The following is a 26,463-nucleotide window of genomic DNA, read 5'->3' on the forward strand; positions in this document are numbered from 1 at the left end:
GGCGTCGAACGTGAAGCCAGCGTCACGCTCGGCGCGTCAGTAGCGGTAGTGGTCCGGCTTGTACGGGCCCTCGACGTCGACGCCGAGGTATTCGGCCTGGTCCTTGGTCAGCTTGGTGAGCTTGCCACCGAGCGCCTCGACGTGGATGCGGGCCACCTTCTCGTCGAGGTGCTTGGGCAGGCGGTACACCTCGTTGTCGTACTCGTCGTTCTTGGTCCACAGCTCGATCTGGGCGATCGTCTGGTTGGCGAAGCTGTTGCTCATCACGAACGACGGGTGGCCGGTGGCGTTACCCAGGTTCAGCAGCCGCCCCTCGGACAGCACGATGACCGAGCGGCCGGTGTCGCCGAAGGTCCACAGGTCGACCTGCGGCTTGATGTTGGTCCTCGTCGCGCCGGAGCGCTCGAGGCCGGCCATGTCGATTTCGTTGTCGAAGTGGCCGATGTTGCCCAGGATCGAGTGATCCTTCATCTGCTTGATGTGGTCGAGCATGATGATGTCTTTGTTGCCGGTCGAGGTCACGACGATGTCCGCGTCGCCGATGGCGTCCTCGACGGTGACGACGTCGAAGCCCTCCATCATCGCCTGTAGCGCGTTGATCGGGTCGATCTCGGTGACCTGGACCCGGGCGCCCTGGCCCTTCATGGCCTCCGCGCAGCCCTTGCCGACGTCGCCGTAGCCACAGATCAGCACCTTCTTGCCGCCGATCAGGGCATCGGTACCGCGGTTGATGCCGTCGATCAGCGAGTGCCGGGTGCCGTACTTGTTGTCGAACTTGGACTTGGTGACCGAGTCGTTGACGTTGATCGCCGGGAAGGCGAGGTCACCGGCCGCGGCGAACTGATAGAGGCGCAGCACACCGGTGGTGGTCTCCTCGGTGACGCCCTTGACCGACTCGGCGATCTTGGTCCACTTGCCCTTGTCGGTCTCGAAGCGGTTGCGCAGCACGCTCAGGAAGATTTTCCATTCCGCTGAGTCGTCTTCCTCCGCGGGCGGTACGACGCCGGCCTTCTCGTACTGCATGCCGCGCAGCACCATCATGGTGGCGTCGCCACCGTCATCCAGGATCATGTTGGCCGGCTTGTCCTCGTCCGGCCAGGTGAGCATCTGCTCGGCGGCCCACCAGTACTCCTCCAGCGTCTCGCCCTTCCAGGCGAAAACCGGGACACCTTTGGGCTCCTCGGGAGTGCCATGCGGGCCGACGACGACGGCGGCCGCCGCATGGTCCTGCGTCGAGAAGATGTTGCACGACGCCCACCGGACTTCGGCACCCAGCGCGGTGAGTGTTTCGATCAACACCGCGGTCTGGACGGTCATGTGGAGCGAACCCGAGATGCGGGCTCCCTTCAGCGGCTGCACCTCGGCGTATTCGCGGCGCAGGGACATCAGACCGGGCATCTCGTGCTCGGCGATCCGGAGTTCTTTGCGGCCGAAATCCGCCAGCGACAGATCGGCAACTTTGAAGTCGATGCCGTTCAGAACGTCGGGGGTAAGCGAAGTTTCGAGCGTCGTCATAGGGGGTTACATCCTTCTTTGGGGGGCTCAGGCGAATCGGGCAGGTGCGTCAGCCTCGTTGCTCTCGACTCACTGTAACCTCCGTTCCTGTGCCTTCCCTGGTCAGGGCACGTTGATGACGCCGTGACGCTCAGCGAACGGAGTCATCATCCTGGCCAGGTCCGCCGCCACGTCGTGGTCGGCCTCCGGCGGCATGGACACGTAGCTCAAGCACAACCGGACGATGGCCCGTGACAGCACATGGGCATCGTCGTCGCTGGTGGCCAGCCAGGTCTGGGTGAACGCGGTGGCCAGCCGCTCGGACGCCCGGGTGATGATGGGCGCGCTGTCGGTGGTGATGAGCTGCAACAGGTCCGGCTTGGCGACACCGCTCAACAGCGAGATCACCAGCGGGTCGGCCGCCGTCTCGGCGAAGAATGCTCGGAAACCCTGCAGGAACGACACGTAGATGTTGCCGATGTTGGCGTCCAGGGCAGCCTTGACGATGTCCACCAGCCGGTCGGCCAGGCGCAGGGCGTAACCCTGCGCCAGGCCCTGACGGGACCCGAACTCGTTGTAGATGGTCTGCCTGCTGATGCCGGCGGCCCGGGCGACGTCGGACAGGGTGATGGCCGACCAGTCGCGAGTCAGCAGCAGATCGCGCATCGCGTCGAGCACGGAGTCACGGAGTAAGGCCCTCGACGCCTCGGCGTAGGGAATCCGCTTCACAGGCGCGACCATATCTGTTTTCGCAGCGAGGTTGGCACCGATCACGACCGCGCCACCTCGACCATGACGAAGTCGGACTTGGCCGCACCGCAGTCCGGGCAGCTCCAGTCGTCGGGAATGTCGTCCCACCGGGTGCCGGGCGCGATGCCGTCTTCCGGCCAGCCCAGCTCCTCGTCGTACTCGAAACCGCACTGAACGCACTGGTAGAGCTTGTAGTCACCCATCGTGGTCATCCTTCCTGAACTAATTCGAAATCGGGCTTCTCGCGGACGGCGCAGTCCGGACAACACCAGTCATCGGGGATCAGGTCCCAGCCGGTGCCGGCCGGAAAACCTTCTCGGGCATCTCCTTTGGCCTCGTCGTAGCGGTAGTCGCAGACGGGACACTTGTAGGCCGCGCTCACGCCTGGGCCTCTTCGGCAGCTCCGTACTTCGCCAGGAGCTTCTCCCGCACGCGGGGCTGCAGGTTGACCTTGGTGATGTCGCCGTCGTAATGCTCGAGCACCCGGTGGTCCATTACCTTGCGCCACAACGGCGGAAAGTAGGTCAGCGAGATCATCGACGCGTAGCCACTGGGCAGGTTGGGTGCACCCTCCATGCTGCGCAGCGTCTGGTAGCGCCGCGTGGGGTTGGCGTGGTGGTCGCTGTGGCGCTGCAGGTGGTACAGGAACAAGTTGGTGACGATGTGGTCGGAGTTCCAGCTGTGCACCGGGGCGCAGCGCTCGTAGCGACCATTAGCGTTCTGCTGCCGTAGCAGGCCGTAGTGTTCGAGATAGTTGACGGCCTCGAGCAGGCTGAAGCCGAAGACGGCCTGGATGACCAGGAACGGGATCACGCTCACACCGAAGGCCGCGATCAACGCGCCGAACAGCACCACCGTCATAGCCCAGGCGTTCAGCACGTCGTTGCCCAGGTAGGTGCGGGGGTCCCAGGGGCTCTTGCCGAGCCGGCGGATACGTTGCGCCTCGAGGTGGACCGACGAGCGGGCGCTGCCGATCACGCTGCGGGGCAGGAATTCCCAGAAGGTCTCGCCGAAGCGGGCCGAGGCGGGGTCCTCGGGGGTGGAGACGCGGACGTGGTGGCCGCGGTTGTGCTCGATGTAGAAGTGCCCGTAGGCGGTCTGCGCCAGGGTGATCTTGGACAGCCAGCGCTCCAGCGAGTCCTTCTTATGCCCCATCTCGTGCGCGGTGTTGATGCCGACGCCGCCGAGCACGCCGACAGTGAGCGCTACGCCGATCTTGCCGAGCCAGCCCAATCCGCTCTCATATCCCAGCCACTGCAGGTTGGACGCGGTGAACAGATAGGCGCCCAGGATCACGCTGGCGTACTGGAACGGGATGTAGATGTAGGTGCAATAGCGGTAGTACTTGTCGTTTTCCAGCCGCTCCATCATTTCGTCGGGCGGGTTCTGCCCGTCGGGACCGAAGCGCAGGTCCAGCAGCGGCAACAGGATGTAGACCAGGAAGGGACCGATCCACAGCGGCACCTGGGCCGCGGTATGCCAGCCGAGCTTGTTGATGCCCCAGATCACCGGGAGCATCGCGAACAACGCCGTCGGTGCGATCAGTCCCATCAGCCACAGATAGCGCTTCTTGTCGCGCCACTCGGCTACCGGCGCCTCCGGAGCGCCGTCGATTTGTGTGGTCATACGCCATACCTCCTTGTGTGAGTCTCACCACCTGAAGTTGGACATTACAACCAGTTGCGTCTCGTGTCTAGACACCAGATATCATTTTGTAAAGGAAGTATCCATATGCTGCCTAAATGTCCAGGTCGGTGTCGTCTCTCTCCCGCCGGGCCTGCACCGAATGCCGGCGGCCGTAGCCCACGTAGATGGCGATCCCCGCCAGCAACCAGACGGCGAACCGAAGCCAGGTCAGCGCGGTCAGGTTGAGCATCAGCCACAGGCAGGCGCACACCGACGCGACCGGTAGTAGCGGCACCCAGGGCGCACGGAACCCACGGGGCAGGTCCGGACGGGTCTTGCGCAGCACGATGACGCCGGCGGAGACCAAGACGAAGGCGAACAACGTGCCGACATTGACCATCTCTTCGAGCTTGTTGATGGGAAACACCGACGCCGTCGCCGCGATCACCACCGCGACCAGCGCGGTGATCCGCACCGGGGTGCCCCGCGACCCGGTCTTGGCAAGGCCCCGGGGTAGCAGGCCGTCGCGCGCCATCGCGAACAGCACCCGGCACTGGCCGAGCATCAGCACCATCACCACAGTGGTCAGGCCGGCCAACGCGCCCACCGAGATGATCCCGCTGGCCCAGTAGATGCCGTTCGCCTTGAAGGCGGTGGCCAGATTGGCCTGACCGTGTCCGGGGACGGTGCGCAGCTGGGTGTAGGACACCATCCCGGACAACACGATCGCCACCGCCACGTAAAGCAGCGTCACCACCCCGAGTGAGGCCAGGATGCCGCGCGGGACGTCGCGCTGCGGGTTCTTGGTTTCCTCGGCCATGGTCGCCACGATGTCGAACCCGATGAACGCGAAGAACACGATCGAGGCGCCGGCCAGCACGCCGTACCAGCCGTAATGGCTGCCGCCGGCGCCGGTCAGCAACGACAGCACGGACTGGTCCACGCCCCGGCCTTGGTGTTCGGCCTCGGGTTTGGGGATGAACGGGCTGTAATTTGCGGCCTTGATATAGAAAGAGCCGACGATCACCACCAGGATGACGACCGCCACCTTGACGGCGGTGACCACCGCGGAGAACCGGGACGACAACTTGGTGCCCAACACCAGCAGAACGGCTACCAGCCCGACGATCAGCAACGCGCCCCAGTCGAAGTCGATCGGACCCACCGCGACGGTGCCACCGGCGAAACCGAATACCGTCCCCAGATAGCTGGACCAGCCCTTGGCGACCACCGCCGCGCCGATCGCCAACTCCAGCACCAGGTTCCAGCCGATGATCCAGGCCATGAACTCCCCGAAGGTGGCATAGGAGAAGGTGTAGGCGCTGCCGGCCACCGGCAGGGTGGAAGCGAACTCGGCGTAGCACAGCGCCGCCAGCGCGCAGGTGCCCGCGGCGATCAGGAACGAAATCCAGATGGCCGGGCCGGTGATATCGCCGGCGGTGGATGCGGTGACGGTGAAGATGCCGGCGCCGATGACCACCGAGACGCCGAAGACCACCAGGTCAAGCCAGGTCAGATCCTTGCGGAGCCGGGTGGTCGGCTCGTCGGTATCGGCTATCGACTGCTCGACCGATTTCGTGCGCCAGCGACCGGACATCTGCCCGCCCCTTCCGTCACCTTCAGTTGTGACCGCACAGTACTGGGTACTCTTCGGGAATGGTGGGGAGCGTAGAGAACAGAAATCATGCGGTGGTGGTCGGTGCGAGCATCGCCGGACTGTCTGCGGCGCGAGTGCTTTCCGACTTTTATGGGCGGGTGACGCTCTTCGAGCGGGACGACCTGCCGAGCACACCGGCCAACCGCGCCACCGTTCCCCAGGATCGTCACCTGCACATGCTGATGGCACGCGGGGCCAACGAGTTCGAGGGCCTCTTCCCCGGCCTGCTGGACGACATGGTGGCAGCGGGCGTGCCGATGTTGGAAAACCGCCCCGACTGCATCCACCTCGGTGCGGCAGGCCATGTCCTGGGCACCGGCCACACCCTGCGTGACGAGTTCACCGCTTACGTGCCCAGCCGCCCCCACCTGGAGTGGCAGATCCGGCGCCGTGTCCTGCAGCTCGACAACGTCGCGATCGTGCAGCGCCCGGTCGCCGAACCGCGCTTCGAGCCCGCGCTTCAGCGAGTAACCGGAGTGTTGCTGGACCCAGCGGTGCCTGGTACCGAACCCGATTTCGTAGCCGCGGATCTGGTGGTCGACGCAGCCGGCCGCGGCACTCGGCTGCCGGTGTGGTTGGAACAGTGGGGCTATCAGCGCGCCCCGGAGGCAACCGTCGACATCGGGATCAATTACGCCACACACCAGTTCCGCATGCCCGAAGGGTTGATCGCCGAGAAGGTGGTGGTGGCGGGCGCCTCGCACGACAAGTCGCTGGGGCTGGGCATGCTGCATTACGAGGACGGCACCTGGGTGCTGACCACATTCGGTGTGGCGCACGAGAAACCGCCGCGGACCTTTCCCGAAATGCTGGCGTTGGCAGAAGATCTGCTGCCGGAGCATTTCAACAAAGCGCTGGCGCACGCCCAGCCGCTCGGTGAGCCGGCGTATCACGCCTTCCCGGTGAGCAGATGGCGTCGCTATCACAAGTTGGAGCGCTTCCCGGCCGGGATCATCCCGTTCGGTGATGCGGTAGCCAGCTTCAACCCCACGTTCGGGCAGGGCATGACGATGACGTCGATTCAGGCCGGCAACCTGCGCCGGGCCCTGGAGTCACCGGACGGTGACCTGGCGGCAGCGCTCGCGCGACTGACCGCCAAGACGACCTTTCCGGTGTGGATGATGAACGCCATCGGCGATGTGGCTCTACACCATGCGACGGGCCACCCCGAGCCACGGTGGTGGCGTCCGGTCGGCGGGCTCTTCGATCAGTTCCTCGGCGCCGCCGAGACGGATCCCGTTCTGGCGGAATGGTTTTTGCGTCGGTTCTCGCTGCTGGACAGTCTCTACATGGTTCCGCCCGCTCGGTTGATCGGTAGGACGATGGCGCACAATATGCGGCTGTGGCTGAAGGAGCGTAGGGAGTTGCGCGCCCAGGGCCGGGTCGGCCGCCGGGCGAAGGTCTCAACGTCTTCGCCGTCATGAACCGTAGTTCGATCGCCGGCGATGACCGGAGGCCAACCCGTATCCCTGACGCCCGCGGGTCGACCGTCAATCTTGATCAACGATCGGTGATTACCGATCACCCCGAGCGCGATGCTGAGTAATCAGTGCGCCTGCCATTTTTCTGCTCCGCCGGGCTGCTTGTTCGTCGCCCTCGGCGGCGCTAGCGATACACCCCATAAATAATATGTCCCAGCACGCGACGAATTCGCCAATTTCGCTTAAGCCAGCCGACTCCGCACGCTCGCGAACAGCCTCGCGGAGGACATCCAAGGGATACGCCGCTGCTCCGGCCGCATGCAGGCCCGACATTCTTGATGGTCCGCTGATTCGCCTGGGGTCTTTGTCGTCCTTGAGTTGCTGAATCCCGTCGTGAAGAACGTCAAAGATCGCCAACAGCTGGTCCTCCGGCGATGTTGCGCGGAGTCGGGATTTCATTTCCAAAGCCGCGGATTCCCACAGCCGGTCGCGTCTTTGCAGGACAGCCGAAACGAGCGCGTCGGACGTTGGAAAGTGTTGGCGAACCGTCGCTTCATCAACATGAGCTCCGGCCGCGACCGCGTCGATCTCCACAGCGCGAGTCCCATGCGTAGCGAAGACAGCGAACGCAATGTCCACGATGTGCTCGCGACACACCGCGACCCGTGCCCGTTCACCGTTATTGAGGTGCATTACTTGGCCCTCCCGCACAGCCTGTGCTCAAGCTCCGCGTAGGCATCACCCGCACACCGATCACTTAGAAGCTGACCGCGGCTGAGACTGCCACGAAACTCCGTGTGGATCTGGTCATTCATCGTCGCCCCTCGCACTGGCCCACTTGATCCGCCCTTCCGGCACGACTCAGCTTACACGAATTATGACTCATGTAATCCACAACGCGTAATTGATTTCCTAAGTGGGCGTTGCGGAGGTCGAAGTCGTTTGGTGAAGGGCGCGAGTCCCGCTACCGCGGCCGACAATCGCGCTACGGACGGCCCGCAGGGTCGTCGGGGTGTTCCCAAACCCCGCAGTGCTCCGGCGCGCCGGCTCATTGACGCGCCACGAGGCGACCACTGGCCCCGGCGGCGTGCCAGGTTTATTGACGAACTTGACTTCGTGAGTTATAGTTCGTGCATTGGCGCACTGGGCGGCAGTCCGCGTCGCCTCGACTGGGCCTCGCAGTAGGCATGGCGAAGTGCCGGTGAAATGCACCCACTGTGCCCCACTCGAATCCAGTCACAAACGAAAGCGAACCAATGAAGATTCCCGCGTTAGCCGCCGCGATTGCGGTGTTTGGGTTAGGAATTTGCGCGGTAGCACCATCCGCCTGGGCTGAAGACGATCATGTGATGAACGGCGTGTACTCCTACCGAGACGACGACGGCGGCCTGGGCACGTGGACTGTCCGAACTTCGTGCAACCCGAATTGCGTCGCGCATGTCACGACGGCATCCGGCAGGACTTTCGAGGCCTCGCTGGTCAACGGACGATACGTCAACGTCCGGACCATTCCTGACGGCATCGATTGTCCGTTGATCCAGATCGGTGACACGTTGGCCGATCCTGGAAATCAGGCGGTTGAAGTACGTCAGTGGTGGGACCCGGTGACGCTAATTGGCGAGGTGGAATTCAATTACGACTCATCGCCATGTCACGTGGGAGACTACCACGACAGATTCACACTTACTGAGATCGGCTAATAAACCAAGCACGATACAGACTCGTGTGAACAACGTTGTTACCGAGTCTTCCGCACAGCCACGAGAGCGATCGCTGCTGAACACGTTGCCGTGTTCGAACGTTGCGCGCCAGTAGCCCCGAGGTGTCGGTGGCCGGCACGGCAGCCTCGGTGGCGATGTGACTGCGCGGGCCACCCCGGGGCAGAAGAACTTCCGCGAACGCGACCCGGTCACACGAGGCGTTCCGATCTCGGATGGGACTACGAGGTGGGCCGGGATGGGGCCGGGATGGGGCCGAGATGGGGCCGAGATGAGGCATTGCCAAGACGGACCCACGCTACTGATGCCTGCCGGTCCTGGTTCGCTGGCCGTCGCGGGAGCGCGACCACGTGCTGCACCAACGACTCAAGCAACGAAGATAACTTCGTGTGATTTGACATGCGTAATGTAAAGCATGTAATCTTCTTCGTATATTGATCCGGCGCCAGCTGCTCGAGGTTAGTTCCATGATGGCCAGCGACGGAACATCACCTCGAATGTCCACGAAAGGAAGCATTATGTTCGCTCCATCGACGGCCTGGCAGCTCCTGAAGTCGGGCAACCACGGGTACGCGACGGGCCTGCGCTCGCAGGCGACCAACCTCAACGCACACGGCGCGCCGGCGGCAGTGGTGTTCCGCTGCGCTGATGACACCATCCCCAGCGAGCAGTTATTCGACCAGCAACCGGGGTCACTGGTCACTGTGAGCACCTGGGGTCATGTCATCGACACCGGCGTCCTTGCGACCATGGAATACGCCGTCGGCACGCTGCACACGCCGCTGATCATCGTGCTGGGACACCACCGGTGCGCGGCGATGCACACCGCCCTGCAGTCCGCAAGCACCAACGCACTCCCAACCGGCGCAACACGACTCGTCATCGAACAGGCGATGTCAACGCTGCTGCAATCCGGTGCGGAGACGCCGACCGCCGACCAGCTGGCTGCCGCTCACGTCGCGCACGTCGGTGCCGCACTACTGGGCAAATCCCCGATGATCGCCCACGCCGTCGACACCCAGCAGTGCGCAATCGTCAGCCTGACCGTCGATCTCACCACCGGGCGACTGCACAACTGCGGCACGCTGGGAGCCCTTGACACCCGCGCTACCCCACTTCAAGAAGCCGTCTAGCCCTAGCGGTAGAACGTGGTGGGCAATGGGGTGTGTCTGCGCCTTTTCGCAGAGAAGCGTCGAGGTCGGCCGCGCCGAGACTCATCATGATCGCGAGGCCGCGTGAAAGCTTCGCGGCACCGTAGCCTGAAGCGTTGGTCGCTTCGTCCGGTCATTGTTGCTCCAGCTAATGCCCCAGGCTGAGCCCACTCGCCGGCTCAGCCACGGTGAACTCCTTACCCGAACGGGCATGACACACAGGCGAGCACCGCCATGCGTGTCACCCCTTGGCACCTACCCGCCAATACAAGGAGTTGCCGCACCACAACATCAAGGATTGACTACTACGACTTCGGCAGCGGGATCGACGAATGAGTTCGCGCGTCGATGCCAATCCAGTCTGGCGATGGCAAACTTTCGGAATCGCGTATGGCTCGTTGATCTCGACGCGCATGAACTGCGTCCGGAAGTCCATCGCTCCCCGGCACACTGCGAATGTGCGCACCGCCAGGATGTTCTCATTGCGCGATGCACTAGTAGGATCAAGATGTTTCGGGAAACGACTGTCCATAAAGCACAGCAATCCTTTCGCCGGTGTTGCCGAAGGAGCTGAGACCCAGTGAAACGGGGCACGAGCCGCTTGCGCGGTTCCCCCACAAGTCCTGCGGCCGACAACTTGCCATCGGCTGCGACTGGGTCCGCACGCCCCCGGATTCTGCGCGATGGTTGGTGGCCGTTGGCGGTTTTGTTTGGCGTCGTCGCAGCGCTCTACGGAGTCGGTGCGGAGCTGTCGTGGCATTCATCGGGTGTGGCCGCCGCGGCGTTTTCGACCAGCGCGGAGTTGTCGTGGCAAGCGTTCGCTCCCGCGGTGGGGTTCGCGTTCTTCGCGCCCGCGGGCGTGAGTGTGACCGCGATGGTGTTGACGCATCGGGCGCGCTGGCCGGTGATTGTTGCCGCAATCGTGGTAGCGCAACTAACGGTCGATGCGCGCCACGGAGTGGACCCGCTGGTCGCGCTCGGCCTGGCTGCGGCCAACGTGGTCGAGCCGTTGGTGGGGGCGTCACTGGTGCTGACATGGTGTAGGGGTGTGCCGGACCTGCTGCAACGCGCGCATCTGACCCGCTTTGTGGCTGGGGCATGTGTCCTCGCACCGCTGGTGGGCGGACTGCTCGGGGCGACGGTCGGTGTGGAGTATGCCGGGATCGGGTGGCCGGCCGGGGTGGCGCGCTGGTGGGCCGGCGACGGGCTGGGCGTGCTGGTGGTCGGCGCACCCGCCCTGGTATGGCCGCGTCAGCGCCAGCTCCTGGATTCTCGGCGGGTGGAAGCAGCGGCGGTGGTGGTCCTGGCCGCCGTGCTGTCGGTGGCGGCGTTTTGGATCAAGTCCCCGCCGGGGCTGTTGTTGTTGCCGGTGCTGGCATGGGCGGCCTTTCGGCTGGAAGTGATCGGCGCGGCGCTGACCAGCGCGGCATTAGCGATGGCGGCTAACTACATGACCGCCTCAGGCCGCGGCGTGTTTGCTGCGATGTCGGTGCCAGTCCCGGTCCGGCTCGGGGCGGCACAACTTTATATCGCCGTACTCATGCTGGTCGCGCTGATGATCGGCCAAGTGGCGGCCGGGCGCAGCGCGGCGGTCACGCAGCGGCAGGTGGAACAGCGTGAACGGATCCGCCAGGGATCTTTGGCGCGGCTGGGCGAGTCGCTGGCGGCGGCGCTGAGCCCCGAGGAGGTCGGTCAGGCAACTTACGCTCTAGTCCGTGACGATGCCGGCGCTCACGCGATGACGCTCGGCCTCGTCAGCGAGGACGGCGCCACCCTGCAATGGGTGCATATGGCCGGTTACCCGGAAGCGGTCACAACTCGTTTCGGCGTCGGGCTGGTGCTGACCGAACCCAGCGCGGCCGGTGAAGCGGTGCGTACCGGCGTTCCGGTCTTGATCCACACGCCAGCCGAATTTGAGCAGCGTTACCCGGCGACGGCTGGGTGGATGAACGAGTCAGGGGCCGCCTCGCTGGGTCTGTGGCCGCTGATGGCGGGTGAGCGCCGCATCGGGGTCCTGGGCTTGATGTGGACGAAGCCCCAGCCGCTGGACGACTACCAGTGCGCGTATGCCTCCGCGGTAGCCTCCATGGTCACCCAGGCACTGATCCGGGCCCGCGCTTACGCCGACGAACACGAACGTGCAGCGGTGTTGCAAGCGGCGGTGTTGCCGGTGCGTCCCGTGCAGATTTCAGGCCTGGATTGTGCGGTGTGTTACTACCCCGCCGACCGGGCCCATCAGCTGGGCGGGGACTGGTGGGATGCGATGTCGCTGCCGAAAAGTCGCACGTACCTGGCGGTGGGTGATGTGGTGGGCCACGGCCTGTCCGCGGTCGAAGACATGGCGCAGCTGCGTGCTGCCGGGCGTGCGCTAGCGGTACAGGGGCTCGCACCTGCCCAGCTGCTCGCCGAGCTCAACATTTTCACCGCCCACGCCACCCACGGGAAGTTCGCCACCATGATGGTGGCGATTTTCGACCCCAGCACTGGCGCACTGTCTTACGGTTCGGCTGGGCACCCGCCGGCGCTGCTACGCCGCTGTGGCAGCGGCGAGGTGCACCGTCTTGACGGCGGCCGTGGGCCGGTGCTGGCGCGTTTGCGCGAGGCCGCCTACGCCCAGGATGAGGTGCTCGTCGACCCTGGCGACATCCTGGTGATGTACACCGACGGCCTCATCGACCACCGCGGCCATGACCTCGAAAACGCCATCGCCGAAGCCCGACAACTCATCACCGGCTGGAAGACCGGCACATGTCTGCCGGAAGCGTGTCAACAGCTCACCACCGCCCTGGCCCCGCCGCCCCGCGACGACGACGTTTGCGTACTGGCCGTCACTTTCAGGTGAGAACTCCCCTGCCGCGATCGGAATGCGGTTGAGCCGCATCGCAATTAGCAATGCGCAGGACAAGTCACGACGACCACATCACGCCGCACGACGTGACTCGAATGCGGCACTTACCGCCCCCGCGCGCGCATCCATGAATTGACGCGCAAGTTGCGTAGCCCACTTCGCGTTTGCCTCGAGCGCAAGCGGGGTAAACGGGCGCGTCGAGTTCAGACCAGAGCCCGCTCGCACGTAAACAGCGACCGGAGGGTGCAGTGAGATCGACTAACGAGTATGCCGATGTACGTGAAATGTTTCAGGTCCTCAACGCCCTCGACCCGCACTCGCGCGCCCGCCAGCAGCAGCGTGACAAAATCGTTCAGCGCTGCCTCCCGCTCGCCGATCACCTTGCGCGTCGCTACCGAGGACGAGGCGAGTGCCTCGACGATCTCGTCCAGGTAGCCAGGATGGGATTAATTAATGCCGTTAACCGCTTCGAACTCAACGAAAATTCGGAATTCTTGTCATTCGCCGTCCCCACCATAGTAGGTGAAATTCGCCGCTATTTCCGCGATCACGGATGGGCGGTCAAGGTGCCGCGACGAATCAAAGATCTCTACCCGCAAATTTCTGCGGCTACCCAGGAACTTGCGCTGCATCTTCACCGATCTCCCAACGCTACAGAGATCGCCGAGCATCTAGGCATTGACCGAGAAATCGTTGTTGACGCAATGATAGCCGGAAGCAATTATTCGGTGTTATCGATCGACGTCCCTTGCGGAGACGGTGACAAGCACCAGTCGATACTGGACACCGTCGGTGCACCTGATCCGCGTCTGGAGAAAGTCCTCAACGTACAGACCGTGCGCCCCTTGATTGCTGCATTACCCGAGCGGGAGCGAACAGTGATCAGGCTACGATTCTTCGACGAAATGACACAAACCGAGATTGCTGACCGCATCGGATGCTCACAAATGCACGTCTCGCGTCTGCTCGCCCAAGCACTGCAGAAAATTCGCAGCGGCGCACACCAGTCAGACCTTGCCGCCGCGATCTGAAAGGCGGTCTCAGGCGGCGACGGGACGAGCTCAAGCAAGGGATGCCCGGGGTTTGCGTGGCGAGATCGCTTCGCGCGGACAGTGGCCCTGCAGACACGGTCCCGGTTTGTCTCCGGCCCCGGTCACGGCGTCGGAAAACATGTTGACACTTGAACCCCAGCAACTTCGCGACGCCTTGACAACGTCATGAGATTTCTCCACGTAACAGGCCTGCGCATGATCGAAAAGGCGTGGCGGCGAGGGTTGTCAGCCCATTTCTACTACCTGACTTCCTAAGGAGCCGTTTGGTTCGCCTGCCCGGCCCCGGGGCGCGCCTCATGGTGCGGCCGACCGTGGGTGCGACGGGATTCCTTCATCTCGCTTTCGAACAGGTGCCGCAGCCCGCTCTGCAGAACATCGCGGACCTTCCGCTCGTGGTCACGCAATACCGACCAATACGTGTCGTCGAATTCCTCGACGATCTGAAAGGTCCATCGTCCCGGTAGGACGTTACGTCCCACCATGTCGTCTTCCAGCCGTTGGGCAATGTCCTGGTGCCCGGCAGCCCGCAATTTCTCGCACGCCTCACCGAGGATGAGGTCCGCTCGTCCCATCAATTGGTGAAACGCGTACAACTGTCCGCGGGCACGTTCGACCCATTCCAGTGCTTCAGAGACACTCCCGACCGCTTCGACGGTGGCATCGCTCACCCCGTCCGGCCGGCGGCGCGGGTTCTCGGCATCATCGTGTCTGTCGCTCATGGGTCGCCCTTCGTCGTCCTGGTTCAAGGCCATTTGACGACGCCCGCCCGAAGACGTCGCTTGCCGCCGTCATCGACCCAAAGGGTCTGGACACCACGCTATATGGCGGCTGTTGTGTCCGGCACGTTCAACACCGCCGCGCCCGGACGAGGAGTTGTCGCTCGGTCTCGCGAAGACGCACCTGCAGGGTCACCGGGTTTGCGATACCGTGAGTTGGCTACGACGACGAAGTGACTGCCGGTCGTTTGCCGGGCGATGGAAACGGAGGTGCGCCATGTCTTTTCCGGTCTCCGCACCGCCGAAGGCACTGGTGATCGTGATATTTGCGTACGTGCCCGATTTTCGGGCAGCATTGTGAACCGGCAGCGGCTTTCGACAGGACGCGGTGCCGGGCTGACGATCACATGTCAACACTCTTCGGTCGACGCCTTGTGAAGATGTCGAGATCGGCGGTCGGCGTGCAACTGCCGCTCGCCCTGGTCGCCGCGGTGGTCGCCGGCACGATGCTGGGTGCTGCGGTGGCGACTGCCGACGGCCCGGTCCAGTTGAAGAATCGACTCGCGGACTTGTGTCTCGACGGCCCGAGCGGAGAGTTCAACGCTCCGACGGTTATCAACCCCTGCACGGAGTCTGACTCCCAGCGCTGGAACTTGAACTCGGACGGGGCCGTCGAGAGCGTGGCTTTTCCGGGCAACTGCCTGGCGCTTGGGGTCGTCAACCAGTGGCTGATCACCCTTGTCCCCTGCACCGGTTGGATTAGCCAGCGATGGAGTCTGCGACCGAACGGCCAGATCGCGAACGCCATTGGTCCATGCCTTAGCGCCGGCTTCGGGGAGCCTAGCCCGGGGACGCTGGTGAATCGCCTCAATTGCGCGCTCGACGGACCCGGCCAAGAGTGGGATGTCATCGCGTGAGCGCTCTCGTCAGCGACGGCGTGCCCAATACATCTTGCCCGTTGTTGGGTTGGCCCTGAGTTGGTTGTGAATCCTGGATTGGTCGTGCCGGTCCGGCGACGTCGAGTGCAGGCCGGGGGTCCCGCAGTCGGCGAACGCGCCCTGCACACGACGCGTGCTCAACTCGACGACAAGCGGTGCCGCACAGCTCATCTCACGAAGACGCCAACGTCAACGTCAAGCGCCACGACGAGTGCAAGAGAACTGGGCCTTTTCCGACGTTGAGGCGACGTCGCGTCACGGCGATCCGTTAGCCCCGCCACCTCCGCCGAACAGACCGCCGCTCCCACCAATACCGCCCTTCCCGCCATTCACGCCGTTGCCGCCATTGCCGCCGAAGCCGAACAGCGAGGGGGCAAAGGAGCCGTTGGCAATTATCCCGGCGTTACCTCCGTTGCCGCCCTTGGCGGGCCCGACGCCGTTTCCGGCATCGCCGCCGTCGCCGCCGACGCCGACGCTCAACAGCCCGCCGCCGTCGCCGCCGGCTCCGCCGTTGCCGCCGGGGCCGGCGAGACTGGCGCCCCCGCTGCCCCCGGTGCCGCCGGCGCCCACGCCTGCCAGCGCAGCGCCCTGACCACCCTGGCCGCCCACGCCGCCACCGCCGCTGCCGAACCCGCCGAGGCCACCGACACCGCCGGCACCGAGGCCGATCAGCGCAGCGCCCTGACCGCCCAGCCCACCCGCGCCGCCACCCGTGAAGGCGATGCCACCCAGGCCACCGAATCCACCGACGCCCGCGCCGAGCAGCGCAGCTCCCGTGCCGCCCTGCCCGCCGGTCCCGCCGGTTAAGCCGAAGCCACCCACACCGCCGGCACCCCCTTGGGCGTAGCCGATCGTGGCGCCACTCACGCCGCCTGCACCGCCTGCACCTCCGATGCTGGCAAGGCCGCCACCCGAGGTACCACCGGCGCCACCATCACCGCCCAGCCCGAACAGCAAACCCTGCGCAGCACCACCGGCGCCGCCGGCGCCACCGGTGTTGGTGCCCAGGCCTCCGGCGCCGCCGTCGCCGCCCAGGCCCGCAATCAGGCCCGCTCCGGCACCGCCAGCGCCGCCGGCGCCACCGGTGTTAGCGCCGAAACCACCGGGCCCACCGTCGGCTCCCAGCCCGAACAGGCGACCGCCGGCCCCACCGGCGCCGCCGGCCCCGCCTGTTCCGGACGCGGAGAAACCACCGGCCCCGCCGTGGCCACCCTGACCCACCAATAGGGCGTTCCCACCGGCCCCGCCCGCGCCGCCAAGAGCACCGGCCGTCGCACCCCCAGCGCCGCCGGCGCCCCCGTTACCGATCAGCCAACCGCCGGTGCCGCCCGCGCCGCCGGCAGCACCACCCCCGCCGGCACCACCATTGCCGCCATTGCCAATCAAGCCCGCAGCTCCGCCGGCACCGCCGGCCACCCCGGCCGCTGATGGCGAGAAGCCGTTTCCGCCATTGCCATACACGATGCCGCCGGCACCGCCATTGGGATTTGTCGCGGTCCCGTTGGCGCCGTTACCGATCAATGGGCGCCCTAACAGGGTCTGGGTGGGCGCGTTGATCACGCCCAGAAGATTCTGCTCCAATGCCTGCAACGGCGATGCACTAGCCGCCTCCGCACCCGCGTATGCCCCACCGGACGCTATCAACGTCTGCACGAAGCCGTGGTGAAACTCGGCAACCTGCGCGCTCAACGCTTGATACTGCCGGCCGTAGCCGCTGAACAGCGACGCAATCGCCTCCGACACCTCATCGGCACCGGCCACCAGCACGCCGGTGGTCGACGCCGCAACTGCGGAGTTTGCCGCACTCAACGACGTCCCGATGCTCGCCACATCCTGCGCAGCGGTGACCATTATCTGCGGAGCCGCGATCATAAACGACATCAAACCCTGCCTTCCGATTTAGTCATCCGGCACGAAGTGTGTCATACGCGGACTGGTCGTGAAGGATTTCCTGACGATAGCAACACTGAATTCACCCTTGATTCAGTACAACGCTTACGTAGGCGTAGGTAGATACGGCGGAGAAGGCAACGGTTACGTAAGTGGAAGCGGTCAATTCCACAGTTTGATCTGCGTACGCGCCCCTCGGAGATCCAGATAGCCGGTGCACGACTTGATACTGCCTTGGCGCGTAAATCTGGAAAGAAAATGAAAACGCGCGTTTTCTTTATACATCACATGAACACGCCTCATTGAATTGACATTGGCAGGAAGGGCCAAAGCGTGGCATCGCGGTGCCGATCGCGGCCTGCGGCTGCCGGTTGGAGACGCCGCGATCTGGGCATCGAGAGCTTTGATGCGCCTTGCGACAGCCAGGTTGCTGCCGGCTGTTTCCGGGTCAGACCCCGCTATGCCGACACCCCGCGCCTGCGGGGTGTGGACTGGGTGAGCGGGCCGGCACGGCCTGCAATCTCTCCTACGTCCACGCGCGCTCGCGCCACCGCCACGCGTTGTCATGCAGGAATTCGGCGAGGGTGCGAGGCGGCCGACCGAGCAGACGCTCCACCTCGTCCGTGAGGGGCTGGTTATGCCCGAGTCTGGTCAAGGTGTACACCGCCGACATGAACGCAATGCTGTCCCAACCGACCTTTCGACCCCGCAGACGGCGGGCGAAGGAGAGCAGGCCTGGATGGGTGTAGGTCACCGGGTAGCCCAGTTGTACGGTCAGCGCCGCGGCCACCTCGTTCATGCTCATCGCGGCGGGGCCGGTCAGGTGATGCACCACATTGCGATGGGCCTCGGGATGCAGCAGCGCCAACGCTGCCACCGCGGCGGCATCGCGGGCGTCGAGGAACGTGGTCAAACCGCGTCCGGCGGGAATGAACAGCTCACCGCGTTCGGCGATGTCATCGCCATGGGTGGAGATGGAGCGGTGCAGGTTCTGCATGAAGAAGCTGCACCGCAGGATCGTCCACGTCATCGAACACGATCGCAGCGCGGCCTCGACCTTGAAGTGCGGAATGAGCCGAACCCGATCGGCCCCGAATACCGAGATATACACGACGTGGCGGCACCCCTCGCCGTCAGCTGCTCGCAGGAAAGGAATGATCGCTTCGCGCGCAGCCCGGTTGCCGGGCAGCGGAAAAAGTAGGAACAGGGCGTTTACACCTGCAAGGGCGGCGCCCCAGGTCGAACGGTCGAAGAAGTCCAGCCGAACCTGACTCGGCGAGCCGCTGCCTGGACGGCGGTCCCGAGTGTCGGAATGGCGGCTGGCCACCCGCCACGACAGTTCACCCGGCTGCGCCTCGAGTAGGTCGACCAGTTCGGCACCCACGTTCCCGGTGGGGCCGGTGATCAACAGCATCGTGCACTCTCTTGCATACTCGCCCGCCGCTGTACGACGACGCGACTGCGCCGAGCGGCCAATCGGCGACCCGGTACCCATAGCGCGGCCCTGGCGGCGCTCATCGGCGGTGTTGCAAGAGGTAGTGCCGCGCCGGTTGGCTGTCCCCTGGCTCGTCTGCAGCCGACAACAGTTTCCAATCGGCAGCTAGGAGTTGTTCGATCTCGTCCTGATCGATACCGCGGACACCGAACGAACTGCCCCGTGGCATCGCGATTATCAGTAGCCGCGCATCCGGTGCCGCGACGGCCGTGAGTTCGCAGACGTAGGCGTCGCGCTCACTGTCGCTCATTCCATGCATGCAGCCGCTGTCCACGATCAACGTGAAGCCGCCGCCCACACCCGCACCCCTGAGCCGAGTCACGTCGGCTTGCACGAAGCGGACCGACACGTGCGCTGCGGCCGCCTTTGTCCGGGCCTTTCGCAACGCGGCCGAGACGAAGTCCACTCCGGTAACCTCCCAGCCATGACGGGCCAGATAGATGGCCGAATCCCCGGTACCGCAGCCGATGTCGAGCGCGGTTCCGGTTACCAGGCGTGACGATGTGTCATCGCCTTCGACGAGCTCCCGCAGACTTATCGCCAAGGGGTGGCCGTCCCACGGAGCCACACCCACCTGGTACATGAACCAGAACAGCTTGTAGCGCCAGCTCACGGTTGTCACGCTACCCGCGTGGGCCGGCAGCGATGAGACTGGCCGTTGAGCACTTCAATCCGACCAGCTGCCTGCCTTATCGAGCATGTCAGCACGTCGCGGCGCTCGTGCCGGCGAGCACCGACACGTGGGTCTTTGGCGATTTCTCCGGCGCACAATTGTCCCGGGCGGCCCGCAGTGCGGCACCCAGACCGGCCGGACCATTGGCAATATCGAAGTTTATATCACGTAATATGTATCATGAATTGGCATGCATTTCCGCGTCTGTCGGCGTTGCAGTCGACTACGGCACCAGCAGCGTCGATAGCCCGTTACAACACAGATCTCGCGGAGGGAGGTCTAGCCGCGTGCAGATGGGGACTTGTCCTGGTAGTCGTCCGGAAGATTTGGGAGTGTAACGATTTTGCGAGCAGTCTTGGAGCGCTTACGCCTGTTGATCGTCGTCGCAGTGGCCGGCTTGGCAGCTACCACGGTGGTGACCATGTTGTGGGCCTCGGCACGTGTGGTGCAGCTGGTTGGGGTGTTGATTTCAGGCGGGTGGCGCCTTGACGCCACGGTGATCACGTTATTGGAAGTGGTGGACCTGTTCCTGGTAGCGACCGTGCAACTGATCGTGGCCCTTGGCTTGTTTGAGCTCTTTGTGGCCGACCTGCGCCTGCCCGAATGGCTGACCGTACATAACCTCGGCGACCTCAAACGGCCGATTGTGCAAGTGCTGGTGGTCATCGTCGTCATCAAATTTTTCGAACGGATGCTCATTGCCAGCGCCCTCGAGACGCTGTATTACGGTGCGTCGGTCAGTGCGGTCACCTTGGCCATGGTGGCGTTCATCCGCTTTGGCGAGGGGCGCGCCTGATGCCGATTCGGCCGTATGACGTCGAACGGACCATGTCAAACACGGCGATGGACGTCGCCGCCGCTGCGCCGATCAAAGACCGCGACGTGGGACTTCGGCGTCGAGAACTACTTCGAGCCCGCCGGCGTCGAACAAGGTGACGACTGACGTTCGGTAGCGTTTCGCCCAGCTGCGGTCAATACCCGGCTTAGCAACGTTCCGCGAAAACTCGCACCGCGATCTTTACCGAATTCGTTTACGTGAATGATGCGCCACGTATGATGCCTCGTGTGAGTGCCCACGCCCCGCGGATTCTGGTACAGCCCGGGCACGAAGGCGACCGTACGTGGACGTTCTTGACCAACCATGCGCATGTGTTGTTATGCGTCGCCAGCGGGGAATCGTTGACCGCGCGAGAATTGGCAGTGCGCATTGGCATTACCGAGCGTTCGGTGCAAGCGATTTTGACCGATCTGACCGAGGAAGGTTACCTGGCCAAGTCCAAGGTGGGACGTCGTAACGTGTACACGCTGAATTTGGACGGAAAGCTGCGCCACCCGCTGGAGGCCAGCCATACCGTGGGTGAATTGATTACCGCTTTGTCTTGACACCTGCCGCGGCCTGCGCCGCGCACTGGTGAATACTTCGCGGGCAACATCGGGGCTCTGCTACTCGCGGTTACGGGGCTGGGTTTGTGGCCAGCGGGGCATCGGGAGTGGGGTCTAGACGCACTCCAGCAACGGCGCATCACCGAGTTCGTCGACGTCGCCGAACGTCGCACAGGGCCGCAGCCGGCCCGTGTTGTCCTTGCTGGTGAGGCAGATGATGGCGGTCTTTCTTTGGTCGACGGCCGTGGCGATCAACGACGATTTGTCCAGGAGCGATGCGGCCGTGTGCACGACATGGGCCGCAGATAGCTCGTCGGCATCGGTGATGGTGGCGTCGTGCCGTGCCAGCGAGGAAATCGCTTGCTCGATGACAGCCCGTGAGGCTCCTTCGGGAAAGACGGCGCTGTTCCAGGCTTGCAATGCCCTGTGCATCGCGGCGCAGTGTGCGTGTCCGAGGATCACGATCAAGGGCGTCTGCAGTGTGCCGACGGCGTACTCGACAGTGGCCAGTACACCGGTGTCGACAACGTGCCCCCAGTTACTGAGGTCCATCACCGAGCCCCCGGCTTGGCCGAAGACCACGTCGCTGCGGATCGGGGCGTCGGCGCAGCGGAATACCACCGCGACCGGGCTGCCATCTTTGGCAACGGCCACGTCCCGCGACCGCGGGGAGAAGAAGCGTTGATTCCCGGCTTGCAGACGCTGCCAGGCAAGTGAGGGGTTGGACACGATACGTTTCCTTTCTCAGGGGGTGTTCAAGCCGAAGTATTCGGGTCGGCTGACGTAGGTTTCGGTGACGAACATGACTCCGGGAGAGTCGTCGAGTAAGCGGCGCAATCCGGCGATCAGCGCCGCGGTTTTGGTTTCCGGGACCACCGTGATGAGGAGCTCCAACGCCGCTTGCTGATTGAAGAGCAGCCGACCTTGGTGATAGCCGTGGTGGCCCAGCCCGGAGACGCCCGAGACGCTGGTGAATCCCGTTACTCCGGCGCCCCGAAATTGCTCGCGCACCGCCGAGACGTGTTCTCCGGAAACAACGACTTCGATCTTGGTCATTTTCGTCAAGCCGTTCAGTGACATGGGTTTACCTCCTGGTCGTTTACGAATTCGGGACCGGTTTGTGCAGGGATGGCCCAGCTACGCCACCCGCCGCGGGTCCAACGTTGCCATTCTTGGCGGGGGTGCTCGCGGGCGGCCAGCGCGACCCAGTCATTTCCGAAGAGGTGTTGCAGAACGGGGTTGCGATCGATGACCATGTCAATGCGCTCCAGGGGGGCCTGGACGACGGTGAGCAACCGCAGCGGTTCATGCCCGAAAGCCTGGCCGTCGGTGATCGATTGGCGGGGCAGGCCCAGCTGCAAATCGCCGCCGTGTCCCGCCAGCACTCCCACGCCGCCGACCACATTGTGGATGGTCTTCGTTCCCGCTCCGAACAATTCGGGTGCCACGGTGGAGAAGTAATACTGGCAACTGATCCATTGGGCCACCACCATCGGCGCGGTGAGAATCGTTTCCAGTGCACTGCCGTCCGCGTCGACGGCGGCTTCGTAGGAGTGCAGAAAGGTCCGCCGCCGCAAGTCGATGCCGCGTGTGATTGCGCGCGGCGCGACGATGAAGGCCGCATTGGCGGCCAGTCCCCACTCGGGAAACACCTGCGCCCAGTCGACGGATCGGTTGGCGACATGGCGTGCAGCTCGCGCCGGGCGAGGTTGCGCGGGCCCGCCGGGGAGACCGGGGCAACGTTCAGCGGCGAGCTCCGCTCCGGCGAGAGCCAGGGCGGCGCTGAGTTGGTCCACATCGGGGTGATGGCTGGTCGGAATCAAATGGCGGTCGAGCACGGTGATCTGATCGGTGGCGGTGTCGTGCTGAGCTGCAACGAAGAGGGTGTCCTCGGGAATGAGGATGCCCCTGTCGACCAGATCGGCGCGGACATCGGCGTTGTTGAGGATGGCAGCGGCGGTGCGTGCGTTGGGGCCTCCGGCCTGCCCCCCGCACGCCCCGCAGTCCAGTGCTGCCTGGTAGGGGTTGTTTTCGGTGACGCTGCCGTGCCCGCACAACAGGACGAGGCGGGCGAAATTCTCGGTAAGGCCCATGGTGGTCAGTGCCACCTGCGCGTAGAGGGCGCGGTGGTCCAGGTCCATGGTGTCGTTGATGGACAACTCACTTGGGGCGGGCGGCGCCAGGCGGTCGCGCAGCCGCCTGCGCACGGTACCCGCGCCGAGCGGGCTCAGCGTCTTGGCCGCGGCCCAGGGCCCGGCGGCCCAGCCCGCAGCTTCCGCTAATGCAAACGGAGCGATCAACGCCTGCTTGGCGGCCTGGAAGGCCGCTTCAGCGCCGCCCATGATCGTGCTGCCCTGACGCAGACGTCGTGCCGCGTCCTCGGCGGACGGCACGGGCCGCTCGATGACGTCGTGGTCCGGACGAATAAGCACCGGACACAGGTCGTTGGGCGTCCCGCCCAGCAGGCTGTTGAACCGGATCGCGACAGCGAAAAAGCCGGCGAATCCCAACGTTTCGTACGCGCCTTTCGATTCGATGTGGCGACGCAAACCCTCAGATCGGGTGTCGATGCAGCACACCACCTGGGCATCCGGGCGCTGACCGCTGTGCTGCGGCGGCTCGCCGGCCAGACTGCGCAGCAGCGCGTCGCGGTAGTGCGCCTCATAGGCTTGCTGCCAGACCACTGGGCGGGCGGTAAGCGGCAACGCCGAGAGCACCCGGGCCGCGGCGGCGAGGTCGTCGTCGTTGACGTCGGTGAGCTCCCAGCGCTCAGCCAGGGCTGCGGCGCGCTCCCGTGCGGAAGGGATCGGCGGGCGAGCCGGTATCGGCCCCGGTTGGTTGGCACCGCCGTGCGAGAGCAATGCCGCTTCGTAACTCAGCCGCATGGCGAGGTAATCGAGCATGTCGGCGCCGCTGGCCCGGTCGGCGTACCAGCGAAGATGGGCTGCCCACCCCGGTAGTCTGGTCAGGTGCGCTTGCAGGTAGGTGATGCGTTGTTCATCGGTCACCTTCAGCTGGTCCAGGGCCTGCAACGCGGCGTCATCGGCCCGAACCGGCACCGCGCGCAACGCGGCACGTACCTTGCGGCTCAGCGTATGGTCCTCGGGGGCCAGTGACCGCCACGCATGATAAAGGCCCCTGTCGTGGTCGGGCATCGGCCACCCCGCGGCGGGTGCTCCGAAGTAGGCCGCGCACCATTTGGCGGCCTGGGCGTCGATTTGTTCGGCCACCTCGGGTGCTTCCTGCTCGCTGCGAGTGTGGTTGCGCCGCAGCGGGTCCGGAGCCGGAGTGCCATAAAGCAGATCAGCGCGCAACACTTCGGCCGGTGTCATCACCAATCTGCCGACCCGAACCGGTTCCCCGTCCAGTAGCGTCGGGTAGCGCAGCCGCAATGTCGACTCAAGGTCAGCATCGGTGATCCGTCCGGCGCGGTAGAGCTCGCGGAATGCCGTCTCGCTCAGCAAACCGGGAATGCCGTAAAGGTCTCCGGCGCGCCGGACCGCCTGCTCGAAGGGCATCGATTCCAATCCCGACAGCGGATTGACCGCGATGAAGGTCTCGAGCGGATAGTGGGTGGGCAGCACCCGGGAGGCCAGGTTGACCTCGCTGCGCAGTTGCGCGCGACGGGTGTCGACGTCGAGGTGGTCGGCCACGATGGTCACTGCATTGCTCCTGTCACGTGGTGAATTACCGGCCTGGTATCCAAGACGGGTTGAGGGCGGGCCGCCGGAACGTGGCCGGCGCTGAGAGCTCTGGCGTAAATGGTGCGCTGCAGGCGACCTAGCCAGCCGCTGGGCGGAGCTTGCCGCATCAGGGCCAGCGCGCCCAGAACGACGGCCACCGCAACGATGCCGAGGAACGAGGCGGAGGGCACCGTTACCGGGGGCAGGTCAGGAGTCAGGAATGCGGTCACCGCGCCGACCAGCGCCACATAGCCGATGGCGGCGACCATCAGTGCGACGACCCCGACGAATGCCGCGGGCGCACCCGGGCTGCGCGCCAGCCAGCCGCTCAACGCTGCGGCGGCCGTCGCCCAGGTGAAGACGATCAACGCCTGGGCGGAGCCGTGTTCGGCGTGTGGTAGGTGGACCACACTGCTGGCGGCCCACAGGGCGGCTGCAGGAATCAGCATGGCGGCCACCTGTACCCACGCCCACCGGACCGGGGTCAGGGTTGGCGCCGGTGGCCGAGCGGCCTTCTGGCGGCGCTTGGCGATCGCCGAGCCGGACGCCAGAAACAGGGTGGCCTTGTAAAACCCGTGGCCGACCAGGTGGAAGATGGCCGCCGCAGATAACCCCAGCCCGCAGGTCAGGATCATGAAGCCCATCTGGGCCATCGTGGAGTACACCAACGAGCCTTTGATGTCGGACTTGGTGAGCATCACGACGCCGCCGTACAGCACGCTCAGCGTGCCGGCGGTGAACGCGAGTGCCATCGCAACCGCCGATCCGCTCACTATCGGGCTGAGCCGAACCAGCAGGACACCACCGGCATTGACCACACCCGCGTGGAGTAACGCCGAGACCGGAGTCGGGGCAGCTAGGGTTGCCGGCAACCACCGGTGGAATGGGATCTGTGCCGAGCGCGACAAAGCGGCCACCACAATCAAGCCGGTCGCCACCACCACCACTGATGACCCGTGTGCGAAGCGCTCGGGACCCAGGTCGAACAGATTGATGTTGCCCCACCGCATCGTCACCGCGCCGACCGCCAACCACAGGGCGACATCGCCCACCGCGAAGGCGATCGCTGTGCGACGTACGCCATCGCGGGCAGCCGGCAACTCCCAATAGGTGGCCAGTAGCAGGCACAGCGCGACGCCGGCCAATGTCCAGCAAACGGCCAGCCCGATCAGGGTCCCCGAGGTCATCAGGCCGGCCGAGGCGGAAGTCAATAGGCCGGTACCGGCGGTGAACCACCCGCTACGCCGGTCGCAGGCCAGATAACGCAGGGCGAAAATCTGCACCACCATGCTGACCCCGTACACCAACACCAGCAGCAGCGCGCTGAGACGGTTGACTCCCACCGCTGCGATGAGCTGACCATCGGCTGCGCGGACAGTGGCCGACACCGAACGGTGTGCGACGACGTGCACGGTCACGACAGCCGCGAATAATAGACCCGCCCCGGCGGCCGCGGCACCCAGGTAGCCGACGAGACGAGGGTGACGCGATCCGATCGCGAGCGCGCTGAGCGACGCGAGCAGGGGCAGTACCAAGATGCCGACTAGTGCCGCACTCACAGGACACCGCCGACGGTGTTCGCTAGTCTCCGGGAAGTCATGCGAGCTAGATTACGCGATACCGATTACGTCCGTCAAATAACGTGAAATATTTTTCATAAATTACAGGTCCCGTGACGTGTTGTGAGCGACCGGCGCCCTGAGCCGCGACCGAGGGCCATCCCCGGGGGGTGCCCAGGCCCGGCGGGACGAGCCATAGCCGGCGTGGTCGCGGACCAGCGCATGCAACGCCCTGTAGATCCTTCTCGGAAAGCTTCCTCAGGATTCGGCCGGGACGGAGGAGTGTTAGCCGATGGGCTGCACCTGCGGACCCCTATCTGCTGATGCGGCTTCGTGCCCTTGGCCTCAGCGGCAGAATCAAGGACCCCGGACGCGGGATTGCCGGGCAGCTGAACTGCTCGCCTATCGA

General features: G+C 64.7%; 23 protein-coding genes. 8 read left to right on the forward strand and 15 right to left on the reverse strand.

The annotated features are described in order from the left end of the window. Nucleotides 1-36: 36 nt before the first annotated feature. From ahcY to ACX9NE_RS04935, 6 genes are all read right to left on the reverse strand, one after another. Nucleotides 37-1,515, reverse strand: coding sequence for an adenosylhomocysteinase (ahcY, locus tag ACX9NE_RS04910; RefSeq protein ID WP_459360560.1), 1,479 nt, complete (start codon nt 1,513-1,515; stop codon nt 37-39). 102 nt (nt 1,516-1,617) lie between these two features. Further along, nucleotides 1,618-2,235, reverse strand: a complete 618-nt coding sequence (alkX, locus tag ACX9NE_RS04915) for a TetR family transcriptional regulator AlkX (RefSeq protein WP_459360561.1) — start codon at nt 2,233-2,235, stop codon at nt 1,618-1,620. Nucleotides 2,236-2,264: 29 nt separating this feature from the next. Continuing rightward, complete coding sequence (locus ACX9NE_RS04920; RefSeq protein ID WP_459360562.1) at nt 2,265-2,447, reverse strand: rubredoxin; 183 nt, start codon at nt 2,445-2,447, stop codon at nt 2,265-2,267. Nucleotides 2,448-2,452: 5 nt separating this feature from the next. Continuing rightward, nucleotides 2,453-2,626: a rubredoxin gene (locus tag ACX9NE_RS04925; RefSeq protein ID WP_459360563.1), complete on the reverse strand. Its 174-nt coding sequence runs from the start codon at nt 2,624-2,626 to the stop codon at nt 2,453-2,455. Continuing rightward, on the reverse strand, nt 2,623-3,870 hold the full coding sequence (locus tag ACX9NE_RS04930; protein WP_459360564.1) for an alkane 1-monooxygenase: 1,248 nt from the start codon (nt 3,868-3,870) through the stop codon (nt 2,623-2,625). The genes ACX9NE_RS04925 and ACX9NE_RS04930 overlap by 4 nt, the downstream gene beginning before the upstream one ends. A 112-nt stretch (nt 3,871-3,982) precedes the next feature. Then, nucleotides 3,983-5,467 carry an APC family permease gene (locus tag ACX9NE_RS04935; protein ID WP_459360565.1) on the reverse strand — a complete coding sequence of 495 codons (1,485 nt, stop codon included), beginning with the start codon at nt 5,465-5,467 and terminating at the stop codon, nt 3,983-3,985. Between the two features lie 92 nt (nt 5,468-5,559). Between ACX9NE_RS04935 and ACX9NE_RS04940 the strand changes: the two genes are divergently transcribed. After that, nucleotides 5,560-6,951, forward strand: a complete 1,392-nt coding sequence (locus ACX9NE_RS04940) for an FAD-dependent oxidoreductase (RefSeq protein ID WP_459360634.1) — start codon at nt 5,560-5,562, stop codon at nt 6,949-6,951. A 90-nt stretch (nt 6,952-7,041) separates the two neighbouring features. Here ACX9NE_RS04940 and ACX9NE_RS04945 read toward each other — a convergent pair whose 3' ends face one another. Beyond that, nucleotides 7,042-7,641: a TetR/AcrR family transcriptional regulator gene (locus ACX9NE_RS04945; protein WP_459360566.1), complete on the reverse strand. Its 600-nt coding sequence runs from the start codon at nt 7,639-7,641 to the stop codon at nt 7,042-7,044. A gap of 563 nt (nt 7,642-8,204) precedes the next feature. Here ACX9NE_RS04945 and ACX9NE_RS04950 point away from each other — a divergent pair. The 4 genes from ACX9NE_RS04950 to ACX9NE_RS04965 all read left to right on the forward strand — a co-directional run bounded on the left by ACX9NE_RS04950 (nt 8,205) and on the right by ACX9NE_RS04965 (nt 13,696). Then, entirely contained in the window at nt 8,205-8,648 is a 444-nt protein-coding gene (locus ACX9NE_RS04950; protein ID WP_459360567.1) for a hypothetical protein, read from the forward strand. A 536-nt stretch (nt 8,649-9,184) separates the two neighbouring features. Continuing rightward, nucleotides 9,185-9,799: a carbonic anhydrase gene (locus ACX9NE_RS04955; protein WP_459360568.1), complete on the forward strand. Its 615-nt coding sequence runs from the start codon at nt 9,185-9,187 to the stop codon at nt 9,797-9,799. Between the two features lie 715 nt (nt 9,800-10,514). Then, nucleotides 10,515-12,659 carry a SpoIIE family protein phosphatase gene (locus tag ACX9NE_RS04960; RefSeq protein ID WP_459360569.1) on the forward strand — a complete coding sequence of 715 codons (2,145 nt, stop codon included), beginning with the start codon at nt 10,515-10,517 and terminating at the stop codon, nt 12,657-12,659. Between the two features lie 254 nt (nt 12,660-12,913). Continuing rightward, the gene (locus tag ACX9NE_RS04965) at nt 12,914-13,696 is read left to right on the forward strand and encodes a SigB/SigF/SigG family RNA polymerase sigma factor (protein ID WP_459360570.1); all 783 of its coding nucleotides are present in this window, start codon (nt 12,914-12,916) and stop codon (nt 13,694-13,696) included. Nucleotides 13,697-13,968: 272 nt separating this feature from the next. Here ACX9NE_RS04965 and ACX9NE_RS04970 read toward each other — a convergent pair whose 3' ends face one another. Further along, nucleotides 13,969-14,436 carry a hypothetical protein gene (locus tag ACX9NE_RS04970; protein WP_459360571.1) on the reverse strand — a complete coding sequence of 156 codons (468 nt, stop codon included), beginning with the start codon at nt 14,434-14,436 and terminating at the stop codon, nt 13,969-13,971. Nucleotides 14,437-14,894: 458 nt separating this feature from the next. Here ACX9NE_RS04970 and ACX9NE_RS04975 point away from each other — a divergent pair, with 458 nt between their 5' ends. After that, nucleotides 14,895-15,350, forward strand: a complete 456-nt coding sequence (locus tag ACX9NE_RS04975; RefSeq protein WP_459360572.1) for an RICIN domain-containing protein — start codon at nt 14,895-14,897, stop codon at nt 15,348-15,350. A 276-nt stretch (nt 15,351-15,626) separates the two neighbouring features. On the opposite strand, the gene ACX9NE_RS04980 is transcribed toward ACX9NE_RS04975, so the two are convergent. The 3 genes from ACX9NE_RS04980 to ACX9NE_RS04990 all read right to left on the reverse strand — a co-directional run bounded on the left by ACX9NE_RS04980 (nt 15,627) and on the right by ACX9NE_RS04990 (nt 19,369). After that, complete coding sequence (locus ACX9NE_RS04980; RefSeq protein ID WP_459360573.1) at nt 15,627-17,252, reverse strand: PE family protein; 1,626 nt, start codon at nt 17,250-17,252, stop codon at nt 15,627-15,629. A gap of 535 nt (nt 17,253-17,787) precedes the next feature. Continuing rightward, nucleotides 17,788-18,675, reverse strand: a complete 888-nt coding sequence (locus ACX9NE_RS04985) for an NAD(P)H-binding protein (protein WP_459360574.1) — start codon at nt 18,673-18,675, stop codon at nt 17,788-17,790. 100 nt (nt 18,676-18,775) lie between these two features. Then, on the reverse strand, nt 18,776-19,369 hold the full coding sequence (locus tag ACX9NE_RS04990; RefSeq protein ID WP_459360575.1) for a class I SAM-dependent methyltransferase: 594 nt from the start codon (nt 19,367-19,369) through the stop codon (nt 18,776-18,778). 415 nt (nt 19,370-19,784) lie between these two features. Between ACX9NE_RS04990 and ACX9NE_RS04995 the strand changes: the two genes are divergently transcribed. Together ACX9NE_RS04995 and ACX9NE_RS05000 are read left to right on the forward strand one after the other, a co-directional pair. After that, nucleotides 19,785-20,225 (forward strand): YqhA family protein, encoded by a 441-nt coding sequence (locus tag ACX9NE_RS04995; protein ID WP_459360576.1) that lies wholly within the window; start codon nt 19,785-19,787, stop codon nt 20,223-20,225. Between the two features lie 269 nt (nt 20,226-20,494). After that, complete coding sequence (locus tag ACX9NE_RS05000) at nt 20,495-20,812, forward strand: helix-turn-helix transcriptional regulator (protein ID WP_459360577.1); 318 nt, start codon at nt 20,495-20,497, stop codon at nt 20,810-20,812. A 114-nt stretch (nt 20,813-20,926) separates the two neighbouring features. Here ACX9NE_RS05000 and ACX9NE_RS05005 read toward each other — a convergent pair whose 3' ends face one another. The 4 genes from ACX9NE_RS05005 to ACX9NE_RS05020 are packed head-to-tail and all read right to left on the reverse strand — an operon-like array spanning nt 20,927 to nt 26,054. After that, on the reverse strand, nt 20,927-21,541 hold the full coding sequence (locus ACX9NE_RS05005) for a carbonic anhydrase (RefSeq protein ID WP_459360578.1): 615 nt from the start codon (nt 21,539-21,541) through the stop codon (nt 20,927-20,929). A gap of 15 nt (nt 21,542-21,556) precedes the next feature. Continuing rightward, nucleotides 21,557-21,892 carry a P-II family nitrogen regulator gene (locus ACX9NE_RS05010; RefSeq protein ID WP_459360579.1) on the reverse strand — a complete coding sequence of 112 codons (336 nt, stop codon included), beginning with the start codon at nt 21,890-21,892 and terminating at the stop codon, nt 21,557-21,559. After that, nucleotides 21,883-24,474 (reverse strand): DUF2309 domain-containing protein, encoded by a 2,592-nt coding sequence (locus ACX9NE_RS05015; RefSeq protein WP_459360580.1) that lies wholly within the window; start codon nt 24,472-24,474, stop codon nt 21,883-21,885. Before ACX9NE_RS05015 ends, ACX9NE_RS05010 begins: the two co-directional genes overlap by 10 nt. Further along, nucleotides 24,471-26,054: a proton-conducting transporter transmembrane domain-containing protein gene (locus ACX9NE_RS05020; RefSeq protein WP_459360581.1), complete on the reverse strand. Its 1,584-nt coding sequence runs from the start codon at nt 26,052-26,054 to the stop codon at nt 24,471-24,473. The genes ACX9NE_RS05015 and ACX9NE_RS05020 overlap by 4 nt, the downstream gene beginning before the upstream one ends. Nucleotides 26,055-26,463 lie beyond the last annotated feature (409 nt).

The organism is Mycobacterium sp. ML4 (assembly GCF_054515735.1).

Bases quoted from the DNA above. Each gene is read 5' to 3' on its own strand.
- ahcY (WP_459360560.1), bottom strand. From the start codon at position 1,515: ATGACGACGCTCGAAACTTCGCTTACCCCCGACGTTCTGAACGGCATC.
- alkX (WP_459360561.1), bottom strand. From the start codon at position 2,235: ATGGTCGCGCCTGTGAAGCGGATTCCCTACGCCGAGGCGTCGAGGGCC.
- ACX9NE_RS04920 (WP_459360562.1), bottom strand. From the start codon at position 2,447: ATGGGTGACTACAAGCTCTACCAGTGCGTTCAGTGCGGTTTCGAGTAC.
- ACX9NE_RS04930 (WP_459360564.1), bottom strand. From the start codon at position 3,870: ATGACCACACAAATCGACGGCGCTCCGGAGGCGCCGGTAGCCGAGTGG.
- ACX9NE_RS04935 (WP_459360565.1), bottom strand. From the start codon at position 5,467: ATGTCCGGTCGCTGGCGCACGAAATCGGTCGAGCAGTCGATAGCCGAT.
- ACX9NE_RS04945 (WP_459360566.1), bottom strand. From the start codon at position 7,641: ATGCACCTCAATAACGGTGAACGGGCACGGGTCGCGGTGTGTCGCGAG.
- ACX9NE_RS04950 (WP_459360567.1), top strand. From the start codon at position 8,205: ATGAAGATTCCCGCGTTAGCCGCCGCGATTGCGGTGTTTGGGTTAGGA.
- ACX9NE_RS04955 (WP_459360568.1), top strand. From the start codon at position 9,185: ATGTTCGCTCCATCGACGGCCTGGCAGCTCCTGAAGTCGGGCAACCAC.
- ACX9NE_RS04970 (WP_459360571.1), bottom strand. From the start codon at position 14,436: ATGAGCGACAGACACGATGATGCCGAGAACCCGCGCCGCCGGCCGGAC.
- ACX9NE_RS04980 (WP_459360573.1), bottom strand. From the start codon at position 17,252: ATGTCGTTTATGATCGCGGCTCCGCAGATAATGGTCACCGCTGCGCAG.
- ACX9NE_RS04985 (WP_459360574.1), bottom strand. From the start codon at position 18,675: ATGCTGTTGATCACCGGCCCCACCGGGAACGTGGGTGCCGAACTGGTC.
- ACX9NE_RS05010 (WP_459360579.1), bottom strand. From the start codon at position 21,892: ATGTCACTGAACGGCTTGACGAAAATGACCAAGATCGAAGTCGTTGTT.